Consider the following 24,943-nt stretch of genomic DNA (forward strand, 5'->3'; position numbering starts at 1 on the left):
ACATATCTGCCTCCCATCTCTTTCTATTTTTAATAATCCAATTGTTTTAAATGTAATAAAAATGTATCTGCCTTTAGATGTTTGATCGTATATAAACGTTCAATCTGTCGGCGGAGTTTTTTATCTTCTTTCGCAGCTGGATCAAACGCTTCCAATAGCTTACTGATCCCATATTCAAATAACACACCGCTGCCGCCACTGCCAATAGCAAAGCCGATCGATTCCGTGTCATTTAGCTGACCTTTTTTTATTTCTGCCACTGTTTTGGTAAAATCACCTTCAACGATTATTTCATCGATTTTCTTATCTAATGCGGCAATTAATTCCGCCTTTGTGCATACCTTTACTTGCTCTATGATCATCATAAAAAACCTCCTTTTTTAATTATTATACGCTATTCTATCATTTTTACTAGTCGTACTTAAGACTGAAAATAAAAAAATTTCTCCGATTTCTGTCTTTTATTCGGTACAAAAAAAGCCAAAGACATAACTTATTAAAAGCTGTCCTCGACTTTTCTATTATGAAATGATCATTGCTTCTTCGACAAGGGAAACTCTTTCACCCTTCCCACGCTCGACCAACAACGCTAATTGGATACACGCAAAGAGTACATTGCTTTGCTTAGAGTATGCATAATATCTTGCTTCCCAATGGCTGACATAGCGTTCTTTTTCTTGTCTTGTATCTTTAAAACCATATACCTGATCACCATATTTATAAAAAATATTGACCAAACGTTCTTCTAAAAATGAATATTTTGTTTCTCCCACATTTGAAAGCGGTGCTGTACCTAAATCGATGATTTGGTAGCCCTGTTTCTGATACTCTGAAATGAAATGGGTCAAGATAAAGTCAGTTAGATGCTCAGGTGCCTCGTTAGAAAAACGTAAAAGATCATAAGAAACCTTATATTTTGGCTGGATCGGTTTCGCTGTAATAAAACCAACAACCTCATGATGTGCATTTCTTACGATACCCACATCACTCAATGACAAATACTCTCGATCAAAACTGCCGCCGACAAAGTTCCGTTCTCGTTGACTGCCCAACCATTCTTCAGAAACGTCGGCCAACGCTTGAAACAACTCCTCAGATACTGGATCATGATACATCGTGAATGTATAACCCAAATTAGACAAATGCTGTAATTCCATGCTGTTCGTTGCCAAAGAGGTCGGAATCAAGTCAGAAGAAGAGAAGTCAACCAGACCTTCTTCCCCTACCTTCATAAAATTATAGCCTAAATCATGTAAAATCATCGTGTATTTCTCACCAATTCGATAAAAGGCTGCCTGATAGCCAAGTAAATCCGCTGCATCCATAAATGACAGCGTAGCCTCTGCCCATTTTTGCTCATTACCGATCGGATCGCCTAAAATGAAACATTTATTCGCCTTTATTTGATAGGCGAACAAAACTTCATCCTGGTTGTTTTCTTGATAGTAAAAGTATTCATAGTTTTTTAAATAAAGGAGATGACTGCCTTCTGTACCGCCATATTTACGAATCAGCTGGGTCAACCGTTCTTCCTGAAAAGGTTCGCCCAAACGCATAGACGTATCTGCTAAATATTGATACAACGTAATCAAACCGATCATTGATATCCCCAACCCGATAAGTCCTGAAAACCAAACGTCGTCTGATGGAAACAATAAAAACATATGCGGCAACGGACCAGTCTTATCTGGGTGAGAGCTATAATATCCTGCGACTGCATAAATAATAAAGAGAAAACTGAACAACACTCCATCTAAAACTAATGCGCCCCAAGAATAAACAAATTTTTCTCGATAAAATTCCTTTCTTGCCAAAAATACAGCGGAAAGAATCACAAGGTAAACCAAGATCAGCTGCCATGAAGCTGTTCTCGAAATCGTATTGACGATCCCAAAGATCAAAAGACCGATCGTTGGTCCGTAAGCCTTTTTCACCTTCATCGAAATCCCTCGAGCTAGTCCCAGCAACAAAAAGCCAATCAGCATATTAAATGTTTGATCTAAGAAATCAAACGAAAATGGCAATAAAAATTTAAATAGTCTGCTGACATTCGATAGATTCGTAACTGTGGACAGTAAGACCATCATGATCCCAGCAAAATAAAGAGCAGCCACTAAAATAAAATGTGCCACTTTTTGTGAAAAGACCTGTGGTAAATTATCAAGGAAGCGATTGATTTTCACACCTGTTTGATGGACAAATAAAAGAATTCCCGTGATGAATGGCAATACATAATAAAATAAACGATAAAAAATCAGCCAAACAACCGCTGTCGATTGACTCACGCCAAGTTGGGAAAGCCCTAAAATCATCAATACATCAAATGTTCCCATACCACCTGGCACCATCGTCAGCATCCCTATCAAGGTCGCAATCACAAACATTGGGTATACAGAAATCAATGAAACTTTGACCTGCATCAGTGCCCCAACACTCAAAAAAACGAACATCGCACCTAGCCATTGACCTAATGAAGCACCAAATAAGAGAAAAATGCCTCTTGGAAAAAAATCCTTAAATAATGTATATTTCTTTAATTGAGTAAAGAAAAATAATGCTGGTGCAATCAAGCTTCCTGCAAGCAGCCACACCCAATATTCTCGAAACAAGCTGTCTGGACGTATAAAAAAAACATCAATAAATGCAATAAACGATAAAATCGATAAACCAGAAATCATGAATAATGCTACTTTAGAAACCGTAGCAACAACTTTTTTTCGAGACGCATCTTTTCCATAAAAATTAGCCCGAAGCGTTGCGCCAACAACTCCGCCGAAACCCGCCAGATTATTGATCGTATTTGTGACCCATGCAGAAACAAACCACTCCCAGCGATTCATTTTCGGTTTTCCTTGCTCCTCAAGCACACTGACAACGACTAGATCATAAAGTAGCATCGGCAGTACTCCGATCATCCCAACTAAGATCATCCCTAGTAGACGAAACCGATTTTGCTGTCCCATCGTCTGAAACACATCTTGCCATGTCATTCCCTGTACGATATGAGTAACTTGGTTCGCAACAAAAATCAAAACCGAACCAAGAAAAATCAATTTCAATAATAAACTATGCTCCTTCATCCAATGAAGTAGCTGATTGAATCTCCTTTTCATTGATTCACCGCCTTTCTAAATAAGTGTCCACAAAAAGTTTTCTTTTATATGTTAGCGCATAACCGTTTATTTTTCCACTTTCGTTCTAAAATCTCATGATTTTCTACAAAAAAAGAGTAGGTAACAGCTTTTACTCATAAAAAAGAGGCTTCACAAAAATTGGCATACCAATTTTTGTGAAGCCTCTCTTAGCCTTAATTATTATTTATTTTGCTGTTTTATATTCAGCACCGATCTTGTCTGCAACAATGATTGCTGCCTTTACTTGTTCAACAGAAATCGGAAATGGCATCGAATGAATGGATTCTTCTGGAATACATGATTTTTCTGCCACCTCTGTCAATTCAGCATCTGTAATTTCTTTTACACCTAAATCTGCTAAACAAACAGGCAAACCAATAGATAAGGCGAAGTCCAACACTTCATATAATTCTGCTTTTGGTGCGTTTTCCAATACTAACTGACAAATCGTGCTAAATGCAACTTTTTCCCCATGTGTGGCACCATGAGCATCATGCAAAATCGTCAAACCATCATGAATTGCATGGATTGCTGCTAATCCAGCACTTTCAAAGCCTAAACCTGAAAGTAAGATATTCGCTTCAATAATGTTTTCCAATGCTGGAGTCACCACGTTATTGTCTGATGCTTCTTTGGCTTTCAACCCATCTTCTAAAATCGTTTCATAGCATAATTTTGCTAAAGCCAACGCAGTATTTGTTCCTTTAGCAGGCGGACAAACCCCTTCACGAGCGCCGCACGGCAAACCTGCATTGACATTGGAATAAGAATTATGTGTTGCTCTTGCTTCAAAATAAGTAGATAACGCATCTCCCATACCAGAAACCAAGAAACGTGTCGGTGCATTTGCGATCACCACTGTATCGATCAAGACCACACTTGGACTTTGAACAAAATAAGCATAATCATCAAATTGTCCATCTTCTGTATAAAGAACAGCAGAGTGACTTGTTGGTGCGTCTGTTGCAACGATTGTCGGAACAATGATCAAATTGTGGCCTTCAGCCACACATTTTGCCGTATCGATCGCCTTACCGCCACCCAAGCCGATCACACAGTCACACTCATTTTCGGCAGCTACTTTTTGTAAACGAGCAACCTCCACTCGTGAAGCTTCACCATGGAAATTACTTTCTACAAAAGATACATTGAATGTTTCCGCTGTTTTATCCAGCTTATCTTTGACTCGTTTCACATCTTCTGGATGAGCGATCAATAACGCTTTTTTACCGAATGTTGTAACAAAATATCCTAAATTCAACAACTCATCTTCACCTTGAACATACTTTGTGGGGCTAATAAATGCTTTTCTCATGATTCTAAAACTCCTATCCTCAACTTATTTTATTTTTAAGGGCACTAACTGCTCCTCAATAGCCTCTAGCGGTGTATCTACTTGTAATAAAGCGGCAGCTGTATACGCACTTTCCACCAAAGCAGTATCAAATAACAATACTTCTTTTTCTGTCATGTCGATGGCCATCTCCAAATTCATTTTGGCACTGCCCAAATCGTAAAAAGCTAAGAGCTGCTGTGCTGGATTTTCTTCAAACGCTGCCATGATCCTTTCAAAGGATGTTCCTACTTCTCCCTGATCTAAGCCAGCTGCCACAGTGATCGGAACGTCTTTAGCGACTTCTTTGATCAAACGGTCCACACCTTCTCCAATTTCCTTTACATGTGAAACAATCACGATACCACTAGTCATTAAAAACACCTGCTTCCATTAATGATTCAAAGAAATAAAGACTCGACATCGCGCCTGGATCAATATGACCGACAGAACGCTCCCCTACATAAGAAGCACGTCCTTTTGTTGCTACGATATCTTTGGTTTTATCTACAGCTGACTGTAAATCTTCCAATGTTACATTTCCTGATCGTACAGCTTCGATCGCAGGCGCCCATAAATCAAGCATTGTTTTTTCACCAGGTTGGCTATTGCCGCGTTTTTCGATCCCAGCTAAACCTGCTTCTAAAATAGGCAGTGCTTCAGAAGTTGTTGCAGAAGCTTTTGCCATCTCCATCATAGCCGTTCCATAGAGCGGACCAGAAGCTCCTCCGACTTTACTGATCAACGCCATTGCAGTCAATTTGAATACATCTTGGATCGTTTCAGGAGCTTTACTTTGAAGACTCTCACTGACAGCTTCCATTCCCCGCGACATATTATTCCCATGATCTCCATCACCGATAGGCGTATCAAGCTCACTCAAATAGTCTTTATTTTTATCGATTTTGTCTTTAAATAGCTGTAAAGCTGTCTTTAAATTTTCAACTGTAAACATAGAATGACCTCCTTGATTTATAAGTAATAACGTTTCGCTTCACTACATCTTGTACTGTTCTACATCACCAAGCAACTGTATCTACTTCTTCTTTCAAAGCTTCGATCCATTCATCTTCAACTTTCAATAACGTAACAGAAAGTCCCGCCATTTCTAATGAAGTCATATAGTTTCCAACTTTTGAAAAGGCAACTTCAACGCCATCTGTCTCTAATAAACGCATTGCATCAGCATAAAAAATGTATTGCTCCATCAATGGTGTACTACCTAATCCATTCACTAGAATTGCAAAACGATCGCCTGCTTTCCAGCCAAAAGCTGTTTTCAGTTTAGAAATCAATTCTTGTGCCATTTCTTTCGAGGGTTTGATTTTTTCACGTTTATAACCGGGTTCACCATGGATACCTACACCAAATTCGATCTCATCATCAGCTAAAACAAAGCCTGGTTTTCCTACTTCCGGTACAGTTGCACCTGTTAATGCCACACCGATCGTTTTTAAATTTTCGACAACTTTTTCACCAAGTGTTACTAGTTCTTCTACGGAAGCGCCGTTACGGGCTGCCGCACCCAATATTTTATGCACCAAAATCGTTCCGGCTACCCCGCGTTTGCCCTGTGTATACGTACTGTCTTCTACTGCGATATCATCATCTACAACGACTGTACCGACCTTGATCCCTTCCATTTCTGCCAAATCTTTTGCCATATCGAAATTCATGATGTCACCAGAATAATTTTTTACGACCATTACAACTCCTTGCCCTTGGTCGATTGCCTTGATTCCTTCAAAAATTTGATCTGGTGTGGGTGAAGTAAATACTTGTCCGCATACCGCTGCCTGCAGCATTCCAGAACCAACAAATCCAGCATGAGCTGGCTCATGACCACTCCCACCGCCGCTGATCAATGCAACCTGCTTTTGAATTTCCTTTTGCTTCAAAACAAATGTGTCTGGTACTTGCTGAATATTCTCTTGATGTGCACGAACAAAGCCTTGTACCATTTCTGGAACGACGTTTTGTGCTTGATTGATGATTTTCTTCATAGTATGTTCCTCCTATTTTGTTGATTCTAACGAAACTAGTAACCGACATCCACTTTTTGTATACGTTTACAATACTCGCATATCCAAAAACTTGCAACGGACAATACACAAAATGTGTCCGCTTTCATTTTATTCTTTATCAATTTGATAGTTTTCAATGCAGACTCAGCGTATAATAGAAACAGACTATATCAATAAAGGAGCGACTGCTCATGAAACAACTGATCAACACCAGCGGGCAAATAAGACAGCAATTACTCGCGGGATTAACATATACTTATAATGACAAGCTAAATTGGCAGCCGGAAACTGGCATCATCACCAAAAAAATCATCAATGAACAAAAAGTTGTATTGATCAGCGGTGGTGGCTGCGGACATGAGCCAGCTCATGTCGGCTATATTGGCGATAACATGTTGGATTGTGCCGTTATGGGACCAATTTTTGAGCCTCCAAGCAGTTCAGAAATCCTTCAAGCAATTGAGCAGACGTATAATGGACGCGGAACGTTATTGATCATCAAGAATTTTGAAAAAGATGTAAAATGCTTCCTTGAAGCGGAACAGCTGGCAAAAGAAAAAGGATTGCATATTTCTCATGTCATTGTAGATGACGATTGTTCCATCGAAAGCGGGACCTTTGAAAAAAGGCGTCGGGGAGTGGCTGGTACTGTTTTTGTCCATAAGATCCTAGGAGCGGCTGCAGCAGAAGGGAAAACACTTGGTGAGCTGCAAACACTAGGAGAAACATTGATTCCTTTGATCAAAACACTTGGTGTGGCTTTTTCACCGGCTTCACCGATCGGGATCATCCCGCAACAATATACATTAGCGGAGGACGAAATGTACTTTGGTATCGGTATCCACGGAGAGCCAGGCTATCGCATCGAAAAAATGCAGTCCTCGGAGCGGATCGCAATAGAACTCGTCAATAAGTTAACGCAGCAATATACAAAAAGTGAATTGAAAAATACCGCTGTTTTAGTTAACGGACTAGGCGGCACGCCACTACTTGAACTGGGCATCTTCATGAACGATGTCCAGCAATTATTAGAAATCGAAGACATTCCTGTGACCTATAAGCAAATAGGTAACTTTTTGACTGCGTATAATACAAATGGTCTGTCGCTCACACTTCTGAACCTAAAAGATGATCAGTGGCTAAATTACTTAAAATTGCCGACAGATGCTTTTGGCTGGAAATAAAGAAAGAGAGCGAAACAAAACTAAAAGTCAGTTTTGTTTCGCTTCCTAAATCTGAATAAACGGCGAGAAAAAAGTAGCTACTACGCTGCACTTCGATCACATCAGCTAAAGCATACAGTTTCACTATTGTTCAAAGAACTAAGCAAAGCTAGCAAATCCCCCGTACTAAAGCACTAAGAGTTGAACACTTCTACTCTAACCACTATTCTTTTTCATCAAAGCCCATCAAAAATGCGATCCTCATTTGCTTCGCAAATTGTTCCGAACTAACTGGACAGCCTCCAATGAGCCATTTTGTCGTCATCGAAACAAAAGCTGTCGCATAAAAGTCTTCTAAAAACAATTGTTCCTGATGCGCTCTCTCTTTTTCAGTACCAGCTTTAACGATCAGAACTTGTCTGATCAGTGATTTCAAATGCTGTGTATAGTATTCCTGAAACGAATTTTGCCCATCAAACTGCAAAATTTTTCTATAAAACAATTGATTTTCTTCAAAATAGACAAACAGATTTTCTAGGATGGTCTGCCAGCCTTCATAAGCCAAATTATCTTCGATTTTTTCAATTGCTTCTTGTTGAAAAATCCAGTCTGCCAATTCATATTTATCTTGAAAATGATCATAAAATGTTTGCCGTCTCATCTTACTTTCCTGCATGATTTTCGCAATCGTGACTTTTTCAAATCCGATTTCTCCAACCAGCTTTTTAAAGACCTTAGCAATTTTCTTCTTTGTAATCAATGATCCTGTCATCTATCTGCACCTTTAATCACTTTAGTGTTTTCATTGTACCAGTAATTTGCGATTTATAACATCTATGTACTAAAAAAGCTGAGGATCACTCCCCAGCTCAAGGTTCTTATAAATTTTGTTTTTCTAATGTTCTTAATGAAATATAGCCAAAGACCACAATTGAAATGACCATTAAAAGTAATTGAAGGATATAACTTCCAGTCACACTAAAATTAAAAGCAAAGCCGATCGAGCTCAATAGCCCTGTAACAAAAGTGTTAATTATGTTGAATCCGATGAATAATAGGAACGATAGGTTCTTTCCTTTCATGATGATACAAGCTGTCGCAATGATCATCAGCATATTCAAGTAGCTCAACAAGCCAGAAAAAATCAATTTCCCTAAGTTTAGATCGGTATAATAAAACATTGAATTGATTCCTTCAACAAAGCTATCCCAGCCATCCAGCTGAACGATTTTTACTAAAAATAGAATCATCGGAATCAATGCGATCAGTATCATCAATGCAATCGTACAAACAAAAATCGCACCAATTTTTGCAAAGAATAATTTTCTTCTATTTACGCCAGAAGCGACCATCATCGCCATGACATTGTTCTTATAATCCATTGAAATCATATGGAATGGATAAACGTAAGCAAAAATGACATTTCCCAGAATAACAATAAAGCCGACAACTCCCATTGTTGCAAGCAAAGTTGCCGCAGCACCAGATTCATAGTAATAATCTGTGAAGACCGACGTAGCACTCAATGCAAATAAGGTCAAAATAATGTTCAACACCCCGATCACTCCAGCTGTGATCAAAAAGCTTTTATCCCGTAAAAATTTAAATAACTCCATTTTAAAAATCAGTTTCCCAGTCATGTTCACCCCTCCTAATTCAATTTCTCATCTAAAATTTTCACTTTAGATAATTCAGAAATTTCAATCGATTCCTCTGCTAAACGCTGCTTGATCTCAGCCCAACGTTCATCAGAAATGTCCAGTTTCACGCCGCCCTCTTCGTCTACTTGATAATAATAATTCGCTTCATCCAAGAACTCTTTCAGACGATCATTATTTGTTGTGTCGACACGGCGAATTTGTTTTTCTTTTTCAGCATTGATATCGATCGTTTCAGCGATACGACCGCGATCGATCACGTAAACAATATCACATAATGCTTCCAAATCATTCTGAACATGACTGGAAATAACTAGGGTCAACCCTTGTTCTGTCAACTGTTTCAAATATTTCTTAAACCATTTTACTGTATCGATATCTAATCCGCGGAAAGGCTCATCTAAAATCAAGACTTCCGGTGTATGCATCAACGCAATCAATAAAATCAGTTTTTTCTGCATGCCATACGAATAACTTTTTACCTTTTGATCTAATACAGCAAATAAATCCAGCTCTCTAGCTAAATCCTTTGCTTTTTCCTGATCAAAACTTCCGCGCAAGCCAGAAAAATACTCAATATTGAACCAACCTGTACGATTCGTATAAACAGACATTCCGTCTAATACGATCCCAACATTCAGTAATACTTCATTGTGCTGTTTAACAGACGTTTCATCGATCAAAATATTGCCTTGATAATTCGAGATGATATTTGTCATACATTTAAACAATGTCGTTTTACCTGCACCATTATGACCAACTAAGCCATAAGAAGTACCCTTTTCAAAGTCTAATGAACGGATATTCAATACTTCTACACGACCATAGCGCATAACTAGATCTCTTACTTTAATTTCCATAGTAAACTCCTTTTATTTTTTGTTTTCCCTTTTTTTCAATTTCAATCCCCTAATAATAGAAAAAAATGAACAATATTAGTGTATCATGTTTTTTATTCTAGAGGGAGATTATTTAAAAAGGAGACCATTTTCATCATGATCCCTTTACTTTTTCTTACGTTTTCTCAAAATATCGACTGCCAAAAATAAAATCGCAAACAGCGCGATCCCATAGCCGATCATGCCCAAAATAGAAACGAAATTACTCGTAACACTTTGGTTGAACTCAACCAGCATGGATGACCCTATGATCAGTGCCGCTAAAATCAACCCAATAACTAAGCGATTGATCATCCCTTCAATTCTATCCAATAATTCATTTTGTTTCTTGAGTTCCAAATTGATTTTTGTTTTTCCTTTAGCAAAATCATCTAGTACATCTAATGTTCTCGACGGGATTTTCGGAGCAGCTTTAGCTGAATAAAGCAGATCTAATCCTGCTCGCTTCAATTCAAATGACCAATCGATTTTTTCAGTAAAATATTTTTTGGCAAACGGCGTTGCGATTTCTACTAATGAAATTTCAGGATCCAGCTCGCGAATCATTCCTTCAAAAGTTGCCACTGCTTTGACTAGCATGGTTACTTCCTGTGGGACCTGTAAATTATTTTGATGACAGATCGCTATGATTTGAAAAAACAACGTTTGTAAATTGATATCGCCAATACTAACACCATAATTATCCTCTAAAAGTGGTGTTAATTGTTCGAAAAATACTTCTTCATCCATCGGTCCGACTTGTTTACATAATCGCAAAATTGCCTGACCGATTACCTTAGCGTTATTTCCATATAAGCTATCCATCACTGCAGTCAATTTATGGATCATCTCTTTATCCAGTCTGCCCATCATGCCAAAATCCAAGAAGACTAGACGATACGGAGGTAACTCTTGGTCTTTTGTATACTCAAACATAAACTGATTAGAACCAAGCTTTTTTTCAAGATGCTGATTCTTCACTTGTGCAAACTCTTTCTTTCCTTCTTCTGAGAATGGGAGCATCTGAACAAAAATATTGCCTGGATGAGGATCTGCATGGAAAAAACCATCCTCAAAAACTTGCTTCACAAAATTTTTGACCAGCGTATCACCAAAATACTTTTTCATTTTTTGATGCTCTTGCTGCTGCTCATCAGTCTCATTTACTTCATCCTTCACAAAACGTTTGATACTCTTTCCTTCCATAAACTCCATCACCAAAACTTTTGATGTAGAGTACTCCTCATAAATCAACGGTGAACGAACAATCTGCCAACCGTTGTTCTTTTCATAAAATTCTTTCCCATTTGCTGCTTCTTTTAATGAATCCAACTCATTTTCAAGAGATGTTTTGATTTCTAGAAAGATTTCTTTTGGATCGACTACACTAGCTTCTGGGATGTATTTGATCAACGGCAGTGCCTTTTCAAATAAAGATAAATCCAATGTAATCGCTTCTTTGATTCCTGGGTGCTGTACTTTCACTGCTACGATTCGACCATCAGGCAACATGGCCTTATGGGTTTGTCCCATAGATGCTGAGGCAAACGGCTGCTCTTCAAATTTAGTAAAAATATCGGTCAGGGGTAATCCTGTCTCAGCTTCAATAACTTCTTTTACCAAAGAAAAATCATCTGTTTTAACATTATCTTGTAATTTTTTCAGCTCATCAATATATGCGGGTGTAAGAATATCCGTCCGTACAGATAGCATTTGTCCGATTTTAATAAATGTTGGTCCTAAAGCTTCCAATGCTTCTCTAACTTTTTCAGGCTTCTCTTGTTTTGATAAATTTCCCAGTACATTATAAGCTAAAAAAACCTGCATGATTTCTTTAAAACGCGCACTTTTACTTTTATCCTTTTGTGTGTGAGCAGCTTTCGATACTGTTGAAGATTCTGTCATCGTCCTCTCCCCCTTTTCTTAATAGTAATCGTTATAAGAAATTAGAGCAACTCGAAACATAGACCAAGAGGGAGGTTGGGATAAAAGTCGAGCAGGTTCGAGCAATTATCTATTATGGTTAAAAATGCGGGACAAAACCTAAAGATCAGTTTTGTCCCGCACTCTATTTCCTACGATTAGTCAAGAGAAAAATAAAGAAATAATCAAAGATATTTTAATCGTTTGTAGACGAAGGGAATATTTTAGAAAAAAGTTCACGATAAATAACCCTGATGAGTATGTTTTTTTTCCAGCAGGGTGCTATAATTAATATATAAGACTTGGTCTTATTGGTCCATAGAGACCGTGTGCGCATAGTCGTACCTTGTCTCATTCTTGATCATGGAATAGAGACACTTTAGTAGTTTGTTCATGCAGGCTACGGTCGCAACCTTATCCTTTTTGGATAAAGGTTGCGTTTTTAATTTATAATAGTAATCCACGATATGATTAGGCGCGGCAGCTTGCTGGCGAATCATATTTTTCACGGTAAAATAAAGGAGCTTTCGAGCCTTGGGGTTGCCACGTTTATTGATATGGTCTTGGGCTAGGTATTTACCAGATTGATACCTACGGGTATCTATCCCAACAAACGCATTCACTTTCTTATGATTTTCAAATCGGCGAATATCGCCAATTTCACCAATAATTAATGCGGCAGATACTTCACCAATCCCCGGAACACTTCGGTAAAGATCAAATTCTGGTAAGGGTCTTGTTTGTTCGATCAGTTGCTTAGACACCGTTTCTTTTGAGTGAAGAAGTTCTTTTAATTGGCGGGCGTAATAACGAACTTTCTGTACTTGAATGCTCGTTTTCGTCGTCGCTGGATAGGAAGTAGAAGCCAATGAAAGGAGCTGTTGCGCTTTTTCTAAGGCTTTTTTATCCGAAAGACGTTTGTCTGTGCTCTTTTTCAAAATATTTTTTATTTGAGTTTGACTAAATCCCGCTAAGCATTCTGGATGAGGGAACAGCTCGATAAGATTCAATGATAATTTTGACAATCGATTCGAAAAAAGGCGTTCCAATTCCGGAAAACTAAGTTGAAGAGCCGTGTGTAAGTACATTCTTAGTCGCTTGATTTCTGCTTCTATCTCTTGATAAAAGCGAGCTAAATCATGGGATTCTTCATAAATATCAGGTTGGAGTTTCTTAATTTTCCGCTCATACTGGCAGTGAGTTTGTGCTAGTCGATGTGCGTCTTGTTTATCCGTTTTAAGCACACGAAGACCGCTATCCAGCTGTTTTTTTGCTTCCAAAGGATTCAATAGACAATAAAGTAAGTGATTATTTTGACAAAAGGTTTCAATCACTCTTGAGTAAATACCGGTCGATTCAAATACGATACTAGGCAGTTCGGGTAACTGTTGAATTTCTTGAAGCAAATAATCAAAGCCAAATTTGGTATGAGTAATCTCTCCCTCGGAGAGACAACGCTCATCTTCGTAAAGCACGTGATAACTTTTCCCCATCGAAACATCTAATGCAAGTACATATGTCATACGTTCATCTTCTTTCTTTTTTTTTGAAAGGTACTTCACTGTTTCATTTCATGTCTAATTTCCTTAACACGAGCTCGAAGCCCCAACATACTTAAAACAGATTTTAAAATGACAGTGAAGGAGACCGTTTTTTTGTAGGGACTCGAAGTCCAAGAGAGCATGGTCGATCTTCCTTTCACTCTTTACTATAGACCTAAAAAAGGAAATAGAGGGTAAAGTCATCCGTCGGTGACTTTACCCTCTAATCTTAGTATGTTTTTTTCATTTTACATGCTCTCTTGTCTTGCAATATACGTCTCTAAATATTCACTTAAAAGCTTATAGCCTTCCATTTTTTGTTCAACTTCTTTGGGACAATAGATCCATTTACCCATGACTTTTCGTTTTCTAGATAGAACTTCGACCTCTTCTAAAAAATCAGCCAAGTCATCGACCAGTTGCTGGCAGCTCAGTTCATTGCCGAGTAAAATATCCTTCTTCTCTTTTTCATAGACTGTTCCCCATAAATATGGCAACACTTCGATTTGACGAATATTTGCGTAAAAATCATCTTTCGCCATCATCCCCTTATGCCCTACACTTCGACCTTTTTGGAAATAGGTATGAATATCCCATTCTAGTTTTTTCAACCGACGTAGAGAAGGTCCTTGTTGATCCTGATAATTCTCTTTACTTTGTTCGTAGCCTTCTGCGACTGTCCAAGATCTGCTAGATTCTGAGATCGGATGCTTTTCAGACACACGATCCAGCATTTCCTCAATTGCCAGTGTGACTGTTGGGCGCTCTTCGATCATATCGGTTGTCGGTCTTGGTCTACTTGCTTGTAAGAAAGACTCTTTTGTTGGAAAGCCTCTATTAGCAGTTGAACTATTTGACGCTTTCGGTGGAGCTGGTGGACCAACGAACGTATTATTGGTGCTTGTGTCGACCGGCTTTGACGGTACTTCTACTTTTACTGGCGCCTTTTCAATCACAGGTGGAGCTTGGCGGATTTTTTGCTCTAATTCTGCGATTTTCTGATGCGCCTTGATCAATTGAACGTCTACTTTTCCAACCGTTTGAGTCAATCGTTTGATTTCAGTGGCATTTGATTTTAATTGTTCCTGATCCTTTTGATGCTGTTCCGCCATTTTTTTAGCATGATCACTTTTCGTTAGTTTAGCATGAGGAATCTTTCTTTTCTCTTTACTTACATTGACTAGCTCAGATTCGACCGCTTGAAGTTTCGCAGTCAACTGCTCGATCACTTGATTCAATTTGATTGTTTCAGAAGCAGTTTCTTGTATTTGACCATGATCTTTTTCGATCCTTGCCAAAGCTTCAGAATCTGGCTTAGCATTCAAAACATTTGACTCCATCGTACTCAACTTATCATCTATTTTTTGGAGCTGATGGGCAATAGCTGTCACTTCGTTACTAGTTGATGCAACTTTTTCTGCTAACTGATTTCGTTCATGATCCACTTTTTTTGCTGTAGAAAAACTTAATTTTGGATGTTTCTTTTGTTTTTCCAATGACTGATCGATTTTCGATATTTTTTGATCCGAGTCATTTAACCTTTGTCCTAATAAATCGATTCGTTTGAGCGCCTCTTCTAAACGTTCTTCGACCGTTGGACCGGACTCACCTTCAGATGAACCAAACATGATTTTAAATTTCGGCGGTGTTTTAGGTTTAGGCAAAGATTCTAGCTTTTGATTTACCTCTGTTTTGAATACTGAAAATTCATCTACTAACTTAGTCAGTGTCTGCTCCAAGCTCTTTATTTGTTGCGCGTTAGCAGCTTCCTGTGCTTCTTTGGCAGCTACTTTACTTTGGATGACCTTTACGACAGGAGGTGTTTTCTTATTTTTGACTTCCTGCACTTCTTTGTATATATCATTTAGATTATCGCTAAATTGATTCATCATTTCTGTCAAAAGTAGTACTTCACTGTTGGTTTCCTGCAGTCCTTTGACCATTTCTAACGGTACCGCTTCAGAAAATGCTGTTGTATGCTCTAGGCTTAGTTCTGGTACTTCTAAACCGCTGATCCATGTCCGCAGATCACTTATTTGCAGCTTGCTCAGTGGATGTGCTAGAGCTAAAAGCAACGTGATATAGACAGCTTTTTGTGTTACTCGAACATATAGATTTTTAACTACACTATCTTCAAATTCATGATTGAATTGTTCTGGTAAATCCGTCAAAAGTGCTTCAAATTGCTCTGGCTGATCATAATCCTCCGATAGCTCAAACTTTCTTAATAAATAAACAGAGTACTGGCTTAAAACATCATCTGAATAAAGCTCTTCCCCAAGTCTACTTTCTTCTATTTCTTTTCGGAAAAAAACTTTTTTATTTCCCGTTGTTTTATTTGTCTGGATTCCTTTTTCCATATGTACTAACGGCTCCTTTTTTTGCTAATTCCTTACTTCATAATGAACATTCCTTTTTATAACCAGTGAAGGTTCGGAACAGAATTTTGAATTTGCAACGATCAATCATCTACTTGTTTTCTTTTAATATCCTAAACTGACATGCTGATAATTGCTGAAAACGTTGTAGTCGTTATTGATATTTTCGTCTTACTCCTACCATTTTTCTAATTCTATGTTTAATACGTCCTTTTTTACACAATCATTTCTAATTTTACCTTAAAATACACCTGTTTTGTTTTCATAAAATGTTTAATACATCTAAAAAAATGAGAATATACTTTTTTTATAACAAAAATAGAGAGTGAAACAAAACTAAAAATCCGTTTTGTTTCACTCTCTGAATCCGAATAAACGACGAGACAAAAGTATCTCCTTTGGAAATAAGTACTTTTATCTCAAACCCCTATCAATTCTACAATTTATTCATTCTTTGTATTTATTTTCAATGCGGCGATCAGGAATGATCCACATAATCAAGCTACTAATATTTAAAACCAAGACAAAGTATGGATGAATCAACCAGCCAAGAGCCAATCCTAAGAGATTTAAAAAAATCGTGATGTACGATTTATTATAGCGCTGGAACAGCTCTCTTAAAGTAGATTCTTTACCGTTTGCTCGTATCAATTCTTTCGTCAATATCAAATAGGCACAATTGGCGATCAACGTCACAATGCCATAGGTCAATTGTGGGACTAAGCTGTCAATGAAATCACCGACCCAGGCTGTTGCAAAAGGCACCAATGTTAATGTAAAAATGAAAAAGTTATTTGCCCACAGCACTCTGCCATTGATTTTATGAACTAGTTGAAACATATGATGATGATTATTCCAATAAATCGCCAGCATCACAAAACTGACAACATAGATAAAAAGCTTCTTCTCGATCCCAACCAATCCAGCTAAAGTATCTGTTGTTGGCTGGTGTAACTCTAATACTAAGATCGTCATGACGATAGCGATCACTGCATCTGTAAATGCTTCAAGCCTCGATTTTGACATGTATTCCACTCCTTGTATCGTACATCCTTTTAGACAAATGCTATGCGTTCACCCGCCTTGCGCCTGAGAGAAAATCAGACCCAAGATGGATTCCTTCTCTTGAGATTCTTGCTATACTTTATTCATAGAGAACGAGAGAAAAAAATGGAGGTTTTACTAATGAGACAACAATCAATGATAATGAATATTTTAATGGTCATCGGATTATTTTTCGTAGGGAGTTTTATTTTAAGTATTGTACTAGGAATTGTCGGAAGCTTATTATGGTTTGCAATCAAGATCATGATTCCCCTAGCAATCGCTGTGTGGCTAGTCCGCATGATCTCAGGTCCTTCAAATAACCGCCGTAGATACTATTGATCCTATTTTTTTAAAAATCGAAGAGCGGGACAAAACTAAAAAATTAGTTTTATCTCCTCTTCTTCCCCATAAATCGACAGGAACAGAAGCATCTTTCTCCTAAGGAGGTGCTTTTGCTCCTGCTTTTTATTTTACATACATTTTTTCCCGATACATCTGCAACTGTACTTGTTTGATCTGTTCAATTGCCTGAACAGCATAATCAACCCCACTATGATAGTCTTTATGGACTTGTTTTGAGACAGTCAATAAATTCGTTTCATGGTCGCTTCCGCCATCTGCTACAAACACTAGATGATGAATTTCCATCTGTTGATTGCTAGCAGGTATCCTAACACCCAACCGATTCGTTACAGCGAGATCTTCTCCAGTCACTCGACAATAAAAGCGATCTCGGCTTGCAATTCTATAAGGGAGTGTTGAAATTCCCCGCTTGAAGAAGGTTGCTTTTCCATAATTCCGACTACATCGATCTGAGCAAAAAGAGGTACGCCGCCCTTCTAATGCTTGAGCGCACCACTTACATCTTGTTTTATCTTCTCTGAAATCAATTGTTTCAAATCCAAGTGTTTCACCAAATGCTTTTTCGTATTCATACAGACTTAACCAACGTCTTGTATAGGTGTTACTTTTTTCTTCCAAACGCAGTTGACTACCTTTAGCCTTATAAATGTACTTGTCCGGAATCTCCTCTACCAGCTGCTTGATTTCTTCTTTTCTTTTAACGGAAAATCCAGCATAATCATTCTTCGGCAATTCTCCTACACCGAATTGCCCGATCGTCTGACATTTAAAGCAAATATAAAATTGACCAGCTTCATCCTTTTCTTCTGAAAAAAGCAATTCTACTTTTCTAGAACATTTGGGACAATACGCCTGCGGAAGTTTAAATCGCTGATACACCATGCTATTCTCAATTCCTTTTTGTTTTTCCCCATTATAACCTATTTTCTATAAAAAGAGAGTCTGGATCAAAACTAGAAAATAATTTTGTCCCAGACTTTACTTCTTAATAAATATTGGTAAAAAAAATCAGGTTCTTCACGAATTTTGCAACAGATGTCACTTTAATTACTCGAACCTAAACGACTTTTGTCTCAGCTTCTACTATCTAAATGCATAGACAATATGAGTGATTCCATAAAGCATAAAATAAAAACCGACTAAAAAGCTCAATGTAAGTGCAGAGGTTAACGGATCCATCAATAGCATAAATCCTAAAATGATCCCTAATACATTAATGATCAGCGTAAACCAGAAATAACCTGTGCTCACAGATTTTGCCAAATCTAATGCAAACAAACCAAAAACTGAATCAGCAATAAACCAAATCGCAAAAACAAATGGTAACACTGCTATCCCAATATTCAAATTGAAGAATAAGTAAATACCGATTATAATATCGATCACACCTAAAATGATTGGTCCGTACGCTTTATATCCGGTCAATTCTTTTAGTCTGTTACGAACAAAAATCTCGAAAATCCCTTTGATGATCGCAAAAAATGCAAAAACCATTACGATTGCAATCAAATTTCCTGCTGGATCTTGAAAAGATATCAACGCAGTCAAAACAAAGAGGATACCCAAAACCAATGATCCCCAATCAATGCCATTTCTTCTTGTTTCATTCATTACGTTCCACTTCCTCATTTGTTATTTTATTTTACAATTTTATGGTACTCCTAAGAAATATATTCGTCAAAAGATAACCCCTGTAATATTTTTAAAAAAAAACGGGTCAAGAAGTTTTTTTTGAATATTTGTTAAGATCACTTTTATTATAAAGAATTTTGTATTTAAATCTTACTCCGGTTACTACTAAAACGAGCCTATCCATACCATGATAAGAACACCATTCTCTTTACTTCAAGCGATAATCAAAAATAAAAACTCGCTATATTGCTTTACAACATAGTGAGATTTTTGGTATATTGTATTGCAAGATACATGTAAAAGGAGGAAATCATTTGGACACTAGTCAAATGCTCAAAGGATTACTAGAAGGTTGCATACTGAAGATCATTCAAAAGAAAACCGTTTATGGCTATGAAATGCTTACTTTATTGTCCGATTATGGTCTAACGATGGTCAGTGAAGGCAGCATCTATCCTATTTTACTCAAACTGCAAAAGCAGCAACTTATCAATGGGGAAATGCGTCCATCATCTGAAGGGCCCAAAAGAAAATACTATTTCTTAACCCAAGCTGGTGAGGACTATTTACTAGAATTTGAAGAGCACTGGAAGCAATTATCTTCGGCCGTGAATAACATTATAGAACAAGAAAATGAGGGATAAACAATGACGACAAAAGAACTGATCAAGGAAAACAATCGATTGAGAAAACAACTAACAGACGAAAATAAAAAGTACTACGAAGACTTGCTCCTTTATATCCGCATCAATGGACACAAACAAGAGCAGGCAACGGAAGAAACACTTTTGGAAATTCTTCAGGATATTCTTGACGCACAAAAAAATGGGCGTTCTGCACAAGCTTTCTTCGGGAAAAATCCTAAAGAAATCAGTGATGAAATACTCACTGCCTTGCCGAATGAAACAAAGATCAGTACTGCTAGATCCATCAGTTTCGTGTTGATCTTACTACTGCAATATAACTTATTTTCAATCTTATTAGAGCCTGTCGTCACATTGAGCTTCTTTAAAACAGCATTGCCGCTCTTGTTGATTGTTTGTGTGATCATATTATTACTGGTATCACTCAAGCGCGGTAGATTTTCTAAAAAATCCGGCTGGACATTTGCTTTATTTGCTTTCATCTGCTGGCTAGGAACTTTGTTGATTCCTATTATTGATACCGCTATGGGCGGGATCGGCAAAACACTAGTGCTTTCTCATCAGACATTTGCGTTGATTTTACTAGTCCTTTCAGGCATCATTCTTTTAAGCACTTTTTTGAAAAAAGAGGGATGGATAGATGCACTGCCTACATTGATTCTGGCCGTCTTAGAAGGTATGGTTTTGATTGGTTTAGTTGATCCTGCTACTTTATCTGAGGGTAGTAGACTGCTTTTCTCTACAATGATTTTACTTATCGTTGTTGGCCTTCCGGTCCTTCAGATTTATAAAGATGAGTAAAAAAAGAGCCTGTAGCAAAACGTTTTTTTAGTTTTGTTATAGGCTCTAATTTCGAATAGACGGCGAGAAAAAAGCAGCTACTTCGTCACGCTTCGATCACATTAGCTAAAGCACTAAGAGTTGAAGGCTTCGAAAATAGACATTTTTTTCTCAGTTTCCTTTTTACTGATAAATGATCTTATCCATTATCTTTTTTCTTTTTCCCGATCGATTTAAATGCTCGCTTCATAACATCAAAGAAACCAAGCGATTGTACCATGTGATCCGGTGACACATAAGTCTGCATTTCACGTAGTGCTTTTTTCGGTTGCTTTGATGAAAAGGTAAAAGTGCCGTTTTGTTTTGTCTGAATCGCATACCGAGGAATCCATTTTCCTTTGAACATCACCGAAGCAATCACATAGTCGACTTCTTCCCAGGGAATTTGAATATATTTACGAGTATCACGAGCATTGTAAAATTCAAATCCCTTGTCTCCGATCATAATTTTTCCATAATCTGTCAATCCAGTAAAAGCAGTCGCATCTGTTATAAAATCAACTTTTGTATTCAGTGATTGAACCATCTTACCTACCTCGTTTCCTCTGTATCTTTTGTTACTCCATTATATGTTTTTTTTAAAGATTAAGCTATGTAAATGGTGCCTAGGGTAAAACGATGCATTCGTTTTATCCTAAGCACCAACGAAAATGTTTTTTTAGATTATAACAAGCCAATATAGTGGCCAGCTACGCCGACTACGAACAAACCAAGAATGATGATGATTGGAGAAACTTTTTTCTTCAATAACCACATACATAAGAATGTAAGTAACAATGCAGCCAAACCAGGAATCAATTGATCCAAGTTATCTTGAAGTGTTGTAACCTTATTAGCTGACAGAGCCATTCCACTATTTACTTGTTCAAATGCGCTCTTGATTCCTTCACCACCAGCAGGAAGTTTATCCCACTCGATATAGGCACCTTTATCTAACTTAACTGTAGAAACGATCGGCAGGAATTTGATCGATACCCACCGCTGTACTAAGGCTGCCAGAACGAACATCCCTAGGATCGAAGCACCTTTTGTCACGTCTTGTAATAATCCGCCTGAAAGGTCTTCTGTGATTTTTGAACCAGCTTTGTAGCCGAATTCTTGTGTATACCACATGAATGCCCAACGAATCAAGTTCCATGCAACGAAGAAAATGATCGGACCTAAGATACTACCACCCATTGCAAGTGATGCACCTAGAGCACCTAACATCGGACGAACAGTAAACCAGAAGACTGGATCACCAACACCGGCCAATGGTCCCATCATCCCAACTTTAACCCCTTGGATCGCTACATCATCAACAGGAGCGCCATTGGCACGTTCTTCTTCAAGAGCCAACGTTACACCAAGGATCGGTGAAGCAATATATGGGTGAGTGTTGAAGAATTCTAAGTGACGTTTCAACGCCGCTGAACGATCTTCTTTTGTTTTATATAATTTCTTGATCGCTGGGATCATTGAGAATGCCCAACCACCATTTTGCATACGCTCATAGTTCCAAGAACCCTGAATGAATGTAGAGCGCCATGCAACGGCTAAACGATCTTTTTTAGTTAATTCAATTTTTTCTGCCATTTCTCTTCTCCTCCTTCAGGATTAATAATCATTTAGAATATCGCCAAGCGGGTCACCAGTATTGCTTCCGCCGCCGCCATTTGAAGAACCGCCCATTTTAGAAAGGTTCAAGTAGATCAAGGCTAAAGCGACACCTAAAGCTCCTAATGCGATCAACGTTAATTGAGAAATCGCAGCTACGACAAAACCGATAACGAAGAATGGCCAAACTTCTTTTGTTGCCATCATGTTGATTACTAATGCATAACCTACGGCAACGACCATTCCACCACCGATAGCCATACCATCAGTCAACCATGCTGGCATTGATTCCAATGCACCTTGTACAGATTCTGCTGGAATGAATAAAAGTGCGCCTGCTGGAATCGCAATACGAACCCCTTGCATACATACTGCTAAAATATGCAATGCTTCGATTTGTCTAATGTTGCCTTTTTCTGCTGCTGAATCCATCATGTGAACGATCGGTACAGCTAATGTACGAACAATCATTGTTAAGAAAAGACCTGCTACTGCAAGTGGTACAGCGATAGCGATCGATGATGATACAGCATCTTTTACAGAAATACTTTGTGCGCCTAGTGCTTTAACTAAAATAATTGCTGATGCTACCGATGCTAATGCTGCATCCGGCGCTACGGCTGCTCCGATATTTGCCCATCCAAGCGCGATCATTTGTAATGTTCCGCCTAAGATGATCCCTGCTTCCAAATGACCAGTAACTAAACCGATCAACGTACATGCCACTAACGGTTGATGGAATTGAAATTCATCTAGAATCCCTTCCATACCAGCTAGAAAGGCAACAAAAATTACTAAAATAATTGATATAATAGACATGATAAGCCTCCTATTTTTCATTTAAGATTTGTGTTATTTTGCGTGTGCCTCAGCTAATTCGTGTTTTGCTTTTTTAAGGATTTCATCCATGTTTGCTTGAGAATCATTTGGCACTTTACGAACATCAAACTTGATGCCTTTTGCTTCTAATTTTTCAAACGCTTCAACATCTTCTTGTCCCATTGACAATACTTTGCTTACTACGACTTTCCCAACTGAGTGCGCCATTGAGCCAACATTGACTTCTTTGATATCTACGCCGCCGTCTACGACTTTGACCACATCTTCTGGATTTTCAAATAGTAATAATGCTTTTGTATTGCCAAAACGTGGATCTTTTGAAATCTCGATCATTTTACTGATTGGGATAACGTTTGCTTTAACCCCTGGAGGAGCTGCTTGTTCGATCAATTTTTTACGAAGATCGTCTTTCGATACTGCATCTGAAACAACGATGATTCGATTTGGCAACACTGATTTCGTCCAGGCAGTCGCAACTTGTCCATGTAGTAAACGAGAATCCACACGTGCTAAAACAAATTTGATTTTGCCATCGCCGACTACTGTTCCTTCAGGCAATGCGCCTTTCGGCTGTGCATCCTCAACTGCTGCTTTAGGTGCTTCAGCTGGCTCTAATTCTTCCGGTTTGATTCTCACGCCTTCTTTAGCTGTTTCAAGAATGTGTGCTGCAATTTCATGCGCAGAGTTCATTGAGAAACGAGAAGCATATGCCTCGATCAACATTGGTAAATTCAAGCCGCTAACGATCGCCCATTTGTCTTTATGCTCTTCAAAAAGACTGTTTGCCTGGTTAAACGGTGTTCCTCCCCATAGATCGACTAAAAATAATACTTCGTCTTCCTCATCAAACGTTGCAATTGCTTGAGTTAGCTTTGCTTTTAAATCATCTGGGCCTTCGCTAGGCATCAACACAACTGCTTGTACTTTTTCCTGTTCGCCAAAAATCATGGAACCGGATTGTAAAATGCCTTGAGCAAATTCGCCATGGCTAGCAAGAATAATTCCTACCATAATTTGATACCTCCTGTATTTTTTTCAATGACATCATCACTAAACTTCCTTTTAATAAACAACCATTAGAAAAGATATAAACTAAAAAATGCATGAAGTGATTGTTTATTTCATGTTTCAGCAGTGACTATGTTCCATATCCTTTAGTTATAAAAAACCTATCTCCTTTTCTTCTCTATATAACCACCTCTTTCAATGATTTTTGGACTCGTACCTACATTTGGCTTCTAGTCTGCTTCTATTTATCTATAGAATCTGAAAAATCAAACAAGCTGTTCCTTTTTCAGTAATTCCATCAAATTCACTTGGCTGTCAGCAACCACTTTGCGAATCTCTAATTCAATTCCCTGATCATGCAAATATTTGAACGCTGCAATGTCTTGCTCATCGACTGCAACTGCATTGGAAATCATTCGTTTACCGCTCGTGAAGCTCATACCACCGATATTCACTGAATCGAACACGACATTGCCCTTTACTACCCGCTGAACATCTTCTGGATTGGTGAACAGTAACATGACTTTCAATCCCTCAAACCGTTCATCGCCAAAGATCTCGATCATCTTTTCAACCGTAATGACATTGACTTTTACGCCTGGAGGAGCAGCCTGTACAAGTAACGCTTTTCTTAGTGTATCGTGTGCTACCGCATCACTGATGACTAAGATACGTTCTACATTGGTGCTTTTTGTCCAAACTGTAGCTACTTGCCCATGTATCAGGCGATCATCGATGCGTACTAAACGAATATCCATCATTCATTGTTCTCCTTCTTGCATTTTCGATTCTTTTCCACGAAATGTCTTTTTAAACAATCTTTAGTAATAAAATACTATGCTCTTTCATTTATTACCAAAATAACGACTAGCAAAAATCGATTATTTCCAAAAAATGTTTACTTGGCAATCATATATAACTACTCACTCTATATTAAGCAA

24 protein-coding genes are annotated in these 24,943 nt (G+C 38.1%); 4 read left to right on the forward strand and 20 right to left on the reverse strand.

Translation table 11 applies throughout. The features are described 5' to 3' along the window. Positions 1 to 29: 29 nt before the first annotated feature. The 6 genes from IGI58_RS07255 to dhaK all read right to left on the reverse strand — a co-directional run bounded on the left by IGI58_RS07255 (position 30) and on the right by dhaK (position 6,470). Positions 30 to 365, reverse strand: a complete 336-nt coding sequence (locus IGI58_RS07255) for a hypothetical protein (RefSeq protein ID WP_242585487.1) — start codon at positions 363 to 365, stop codon at positions 30 to 32. A 156-nt stretch (positions 366 to 521) separates the two neighbouring features. Further along, a complete protein-coding gene (gene mprF, locus IGI58_RS07260) occupies positions 522 to 3,113 on the reverse strand; it encodes a bifunctional lysylphosphatidylglycerol flippase/synthetase MprF (protein WP_429953956.1) in 2,592 nt (863 codons plus the stop codon). Positions 3,114 to 3,318: 205 nt separating this feature from the next. Further along, a complete protein-coding gene (locus IGI58_RS07265) occupies positions 3,319 to 4,449 on the reverse strand; it encodes a glycerol dehydrogenase (RefSeq protein WP_429953955.1) in 1,131 nt (376 codons plus the stop codon). Positions 4,450 to 4,473: 24 nt separating this feature from the next. Further along, on the reverse strand, positions 4,474 to 4,842 hold the full coding sequence (gene dhaM / locus IGI58_RS07270; RefSeq protein ID WP_087641670.1) for a dihydroxyacetone kinase phosphoryl donor subunit DhaM: 369 nt from the start codon (positions 4,840 to 4,842) through the stop codon (positions 4,474 to 4,476). After that, positions 4,835 to 5,422 carry a dihydroxyacetone kinase subunit DhaL gene (gene dhaL / locus IGI58_RS07275; RefSeq protein WP_429953954.1) on the reverse strand — a complete coding sequence of 196 codons (588 nt, stop codon included), beginning with the start codon at positions 5,420 to 5,422 and terminating at the stop codon, positions 4,835 to 4,837. Before dhaL ends, dhaM begins: the two co-directional genes overlap by 8 nt. A 64-nt stretch (positions 5,423 to 5,486) precedes the next feature. Beyond that, the gene (gene dhaK / locus IGI58_RS07280) at positions 5,487 to 6,470 is read right to left on the reverse strand and encodes a dihydroxyacetone kinase subunit DhaK (RefSeq protein ID WP_087641668.1); all 984 of its coding nucleotides are present in this window, start codon (positions 6,468 to 6,470) and stop codon (positions 5,487 to 5,489) included. Positions 6,471 to 6,682: 212 nt separating this feature from the next. Between dhaK and IGI58_RS07285 the strand changes: the two genes are divergently transcribed. Continuing rightward, positions 6,683 to 7,675, forward strand: coding sequence for a dihydroxyacetone kinase subunit DhaK (locus IGI58_RS07285; protein ID WP_429953953.1), 993 nt, complete (start codon positions 6,683 to 6,685; stop codon positions 7,673 to 7,675). 202 nt (positions 7,676 to 7,877) lie between these two features. On the opposite strand, the gene dhaS is transcribed toward IGI58_RS07285, so the two are convergent. The 7 genes from dhaS to IGI58_RS07320 form a co-directional block, all read right to left on the reverse strand. Further along, positions 7,878 to 8,426, reverse strand: coding sequence for a dihydroxyacetone kinase transcriptional activator DhaS (gene dhaS, locus IGI58_RS07290; RefSeq protein WP_429953952.1), 549 nt, complete (start codon positions 8,424 to 8,426; stop codon positions 7,878 to 7,880). Between the two features lie 106 nt (positions 8,427 to 8,532). Continuing rightward, complete coding sequence (locus IGI58_RS07295; RefSeq protein ID WP_429953951.1) at positions 8,533 to 9,294, reverse strand: hypothetical protein; 762 nt, start codon at positions 9,292 to 9,294, stop codon at positions 8,533 to 8,535. 11 nt (positions 9,295 to 9,305) lie between these two features. Continuing rightward, a complete protein-coding gene (locus tag IGI58_RS07300) occupies positions 9,306 to 10,172 on the reverse strand; it encodes an ATP-binding cassette domain-containing protein (protein WP_429953950.1) in 867 nt (288 codons plus the stop codon). A gap of 144 nt (positions 10,173 to 10,316) precedes the next feature. Next, complete coding sequence (locus IGI58_RS07305) at positions 10,317 to 12,095, reverse strand: ABC1 kinase family protein (protein WP_087641663.1); 1,779 nt, start codon at positions 12,093 to 12,095, stop codon at positions 10,317 to 10,319. Positions 12,096 to 12,421: 326 nt separating this feature from the next. Next, positions 12,422 to 13,636, reverse strand: coding sequence for an IS110 family transposase (locus IGI58_RS07310; protein ID WP_429952452.1), 1,215 nt, complete (start codon positions 13,634 to 13,636; stop codon positions 12,422 to 12,424). Between the two features lie 266 nt (positions 13,637 to 13,902). Beyond that, positions 13,903 to 16,014, reverse strand: a complete 2,112-nt coding sequence (locus IGI58_RS07315) for a hypothetical protein (RefSeq protein WP_429953949.1) — start codon at positions 16,012 to 16,014, stop codon at positions 13,903 to 13,905. 465 nt (positions 16,015 to 16,479) lie between these two features. Further along, positions 16,480 to 17,058, reverse strand: a complete 579-nt coding sequence (locus IGI58_RS07320) for a TMEM175 family protein (protein ID WP_087641661.1) — start codon at positions 17,056 to 17,058, stop codon at positions 16,480 to 16,482. Between the two features lie 159 nt (positions 17,059 to 17,217). On the opposite strand from IGI58_RS07320, the gene IGI58_RS07325 reads away from it, so the two are divergent. Beyond that, a complete protein-coding gene (locus IGI58_RS07325; protein ID WP_429953948.1) occupies positions 17,218 to 17,418 on the forward strand; it encodes a hypothetical protein in 201 nt (66 codons plus the stop codon). Between the two features lie 126 nt (positions 17,419 to 17,544). On the opposite strand, the gene IGI58_RS07330 is transcribed toward IGI58_RS07325, so the two are convergent. Beyond that, a complete protein-coding gene (locus IGI58_RS07330; RefSeq protein ID WP_225535066.1) occupies positions 17,545 to 18,324 on the reverse strand; it encodes an HNH endonuclease in 780 nt (259 codons plus the stop codon). A 201-nt stretch (positions 18,325 to 18,525) separates the two neighbouring features. After that, entirely contained in the window at positions 18,526 to 19,053 is a 528-nt protein-coding gene (locus IGI58_RS07335) for an HdeD family acid-resistance protein (RefSeq protein WP_087641658.1), read from the reverse strand. A 335-nt stretch (positions 19,054 to 19,388) separates the two neighbouring features. Between IGI58_RS07335 and IGI58_RS07340 the strand changes: the two genes are divergently transcribed. Continuing rightward, on the forward strand, positions 19,389 to 19,718 hold the full coding sequence (locus IGI58_RS07340; RefSeq protein WP_225535067.1) for a PadR family transcriptional regulator: 330 nt from the start codon (positions 19,389 to 19,391) through the stop codon (positions 19,716 to 19,718). 3 nt (positions 19,719 to 19,721) lie between these two features. Beyond that, entirely contained in the window at positions 19,722 to 20,519 is a 798-nt protein-coding gene (locus IGI58_RS07345) for a hypothetical protein (protein WP_429953947.1), read from the forward strand. 178 nt (positions 20,520 to 20,697) lie between these two features. Here IGI58_RS07345 and IGI58_RS07350 read toward each other — a convergent pair whose 3' ends face one another. The 5 genes from IGI58_RS07350 to IGI58_RS07370 form a co-directional block, all read right to left on the reverse strand. Beyond that, complete coding sequence (locus IGI58_RS07350; protein ID WP_429953946.1) at positions 20,698 to 21,084, reverse strand: DUF956 family protein; 387 nt, start codon at positions 21,082 to 21,084, stop codon at positions 20,698 to 20,700. 137 nt (positions 21,085 to 21,221) lie between these two features. Continuing rightward, on the reverse strand, positions 21,222 to 22,133 hold the full coding sequence (locus IGI58_RS07355; protein ID WP_087641654.1) for a PTS system mannose/fructose/sorbose family transporter subunit IID: 912 nt from the start codon (positions 22,131 to 22,133) through the stop codon (positions 21,222 to 21,224). 21 nt (positions 22,134 to 22,154) lie between these two features. After that, positions 22,155 to 22,973 (reverse strand): PTS mannose/fructose/sorbose transporter subunit IIC, encoded by an 819-nt coding sequence (locus IGI58_RS07360; RefSeq protein WP_225535069.1) that lies wholly within the window; start codon positions 22,971 to 22,973, stop codon positions 22,155 to 22,157. A gap of 33 nt (positions 22,974 to 23,006) precedes the next feature. Then, the gene (locus IGI58_RS07365) at positions 23,007 to 24,005 is read right to left on the reverse strand and encodes a mannose/fructose/sorbose PTS transporter subunit IIA (protein WP_087641652.1); all 999 of its coding nucleotides are present in this window, start codon (positions 24,003 to 24,005) and stop codon (positions 23,007 to 23,009) included. Between the two features lie 263 nt (positions 24,006 to 24,268). Continuing rightward, a complete protein-coding gene (locus IGI58_RS07370) occupies positions 24,269 to 24,763 on the reverse strand; it encodes a mannose/fructose/sorbose PTS transporter subunit IIB (protein ID WP_087641651.1) in 495 nt (164 codons plus the stop codon). Between the last annotated feature and the right edge of the window lie 180 nt (positions 24,764 to 24,943).

The organism is Enterococcus sp. AZ020, assembly GCF_050499205.1.
Lineage (GTDB): Bacteria > Bacillota > Bacilli > Lactobacillales > Enterococcaceae > Enterococcus_L > Enterococcus_L dunnyi.

Coding starts and splice junctions, on each gene's coding strand:
- IGI58_RS07285 (WP_429953953.1), top strand. CDS start 6,683: ATGAAACAACTGATCAACACCAGCGGGCAAATAAGACAGCAATTACTC.
- IGI58_RS07360 (WP_225535069.1), bottom strand. CDS start 22,973: ATGTCTATTATATCAATTATTTTAGTAATTTTTGTTGCCTTTCTAGCT.
- IGI58_RS07300 (WP_429953950.1), bottom strand. CDS start 10,172: ATGGAAATTAAAGTAAGAGATCTAGTTATGCGCTATGGTCGTGTAGAA.
- IGI58_RS07345 (WP_429953947.1), top strand. CDS start 19,722: ATGACGACAAAAGAACTGATCAAGGAAAACAATCGATTGAGAAAACAA.
- IGI58_RS07350 (WP_429953946.1), bottom strand. CDS start 21,084: ATGGTTCAATCACTGAATACAAAAGTTGATTTTATAACAGATGCGACT.
- IGI58_RS07315 (WP_429953949.1), bottom strand. CDS start 16,014: ATGGAAAAAGGAATCCAGACAAATAAAACAACGGGAAATAAAAAAGTT.
- IGI58_RS07370 (WP_087641651.1), bottom strand. CDS start 24,763: ATGATGGATATTCGTTTAGTACGCATCGATGATCGCCTGATACATGGG.
- IGI58_RS07330 (WP_225535066.1), bottom strand. CDS start 18,324: ATGGTGTATCAGCGATTTAAACTTCCGCAGGCGTATTGTCCCAAATGT.
- IGI58_RS07265 (WP_429953955.1), bottom strand. CDS start 4,449: ATGAGAAAAGCATTTATTAGCCCCACAAAGTATGTTCAAGGTGAAGAT.
- IGI58_RS07325 (WP_429953948.1), top strand. CDS start 17,218: ATGAGACAACAATCAATGATAATGAATATTTTAATGGTCATCGGATTA.
- IGI58_RS07320 (WP_087641661.1), bottom strand. CDS start 17,058: ATGTCAAAATCGAGGCTTGAAGCATTTACAGATGCAGTGATCGCTATC.
- IGI58_RS07335 (WP_087641658.1), bottom strand. CDS start 19,053: ATGAATGAAACAAGAAGAAATGGCATTGATTGGGGATCATTGGTTTTG.
- dhaK (WP_087641668.1), bottom strand. CDS start 6,470: ATGAAGAAAATCATCAATCAAGCACAAAACGTCGTTCCAGAAATGGTA.
- IGI58_RS07310 (WP_429952452.1), bottom strand. CDS start 13,636: ATGACATATGTACTTGCATTAGATGTTTCGATGGGGAAAAGTTATCAC.
- IGI58_RS07365 (WP_087641652.1), bottom strand. CDS start 24,005: ATGGTAGGAATTATTCTTGCTAGCCATGGCGAATTTGCTCAAGGCATT.
- dhaS (WP_429953952.1), bottom strand. CDS start 8,426: ATGACAGGATCATTGATTACAAAGAAGAAAATTGCTAAGGTCTTTAAA.
- dhaM (WP_087641670.1), bottom strand. CDS start 4,842: ATGACTAGTGGTATCGTGATTGTTTCACATGTAAAGGAAATTGGAGAA.
- IGI58_RS07355 (WP_087641654.1), bottom strand. CDS start 22,133: ATGGCAGAAAAAATTGAATTAACTAAAAAAGATCGTTTAGCCGTTGCA.
- dhaL (WP_429953954.1), bottom strand. CDS start 5,422: ATGTTTACAGTTGAAAATTTAAAGACAGCTTTACAGCTATTTAAAGAC.
- IGI58_RS07305 (WP_087641663.1), bottom strand. CDS start 12,095: ATGACAGAATCTTCAACAGTATCGAAAGCTGCTCACACACAAAAGGAT.
- IGI58_RS07295 (WP_429953951.1), bottom strand. CDS start 9,294: ATGACTGGGAAACTGATTTTTAAAATGGAGTTATTTAAATTTTTACGG.
- IGI58_RS07255 (WP_242585487.1), bottom strand. CDS start 365: ATGATGATCATAGAGCAAGTAAAGGTATGCACAAAGGCGGAATTAATT.
- mprF (WP_429953956.1), bottom strand. CDS start 3,113: ATGAAAAGGAGATTCAATCAGCTACTTCATTGGATGAAGGAGCATAGT.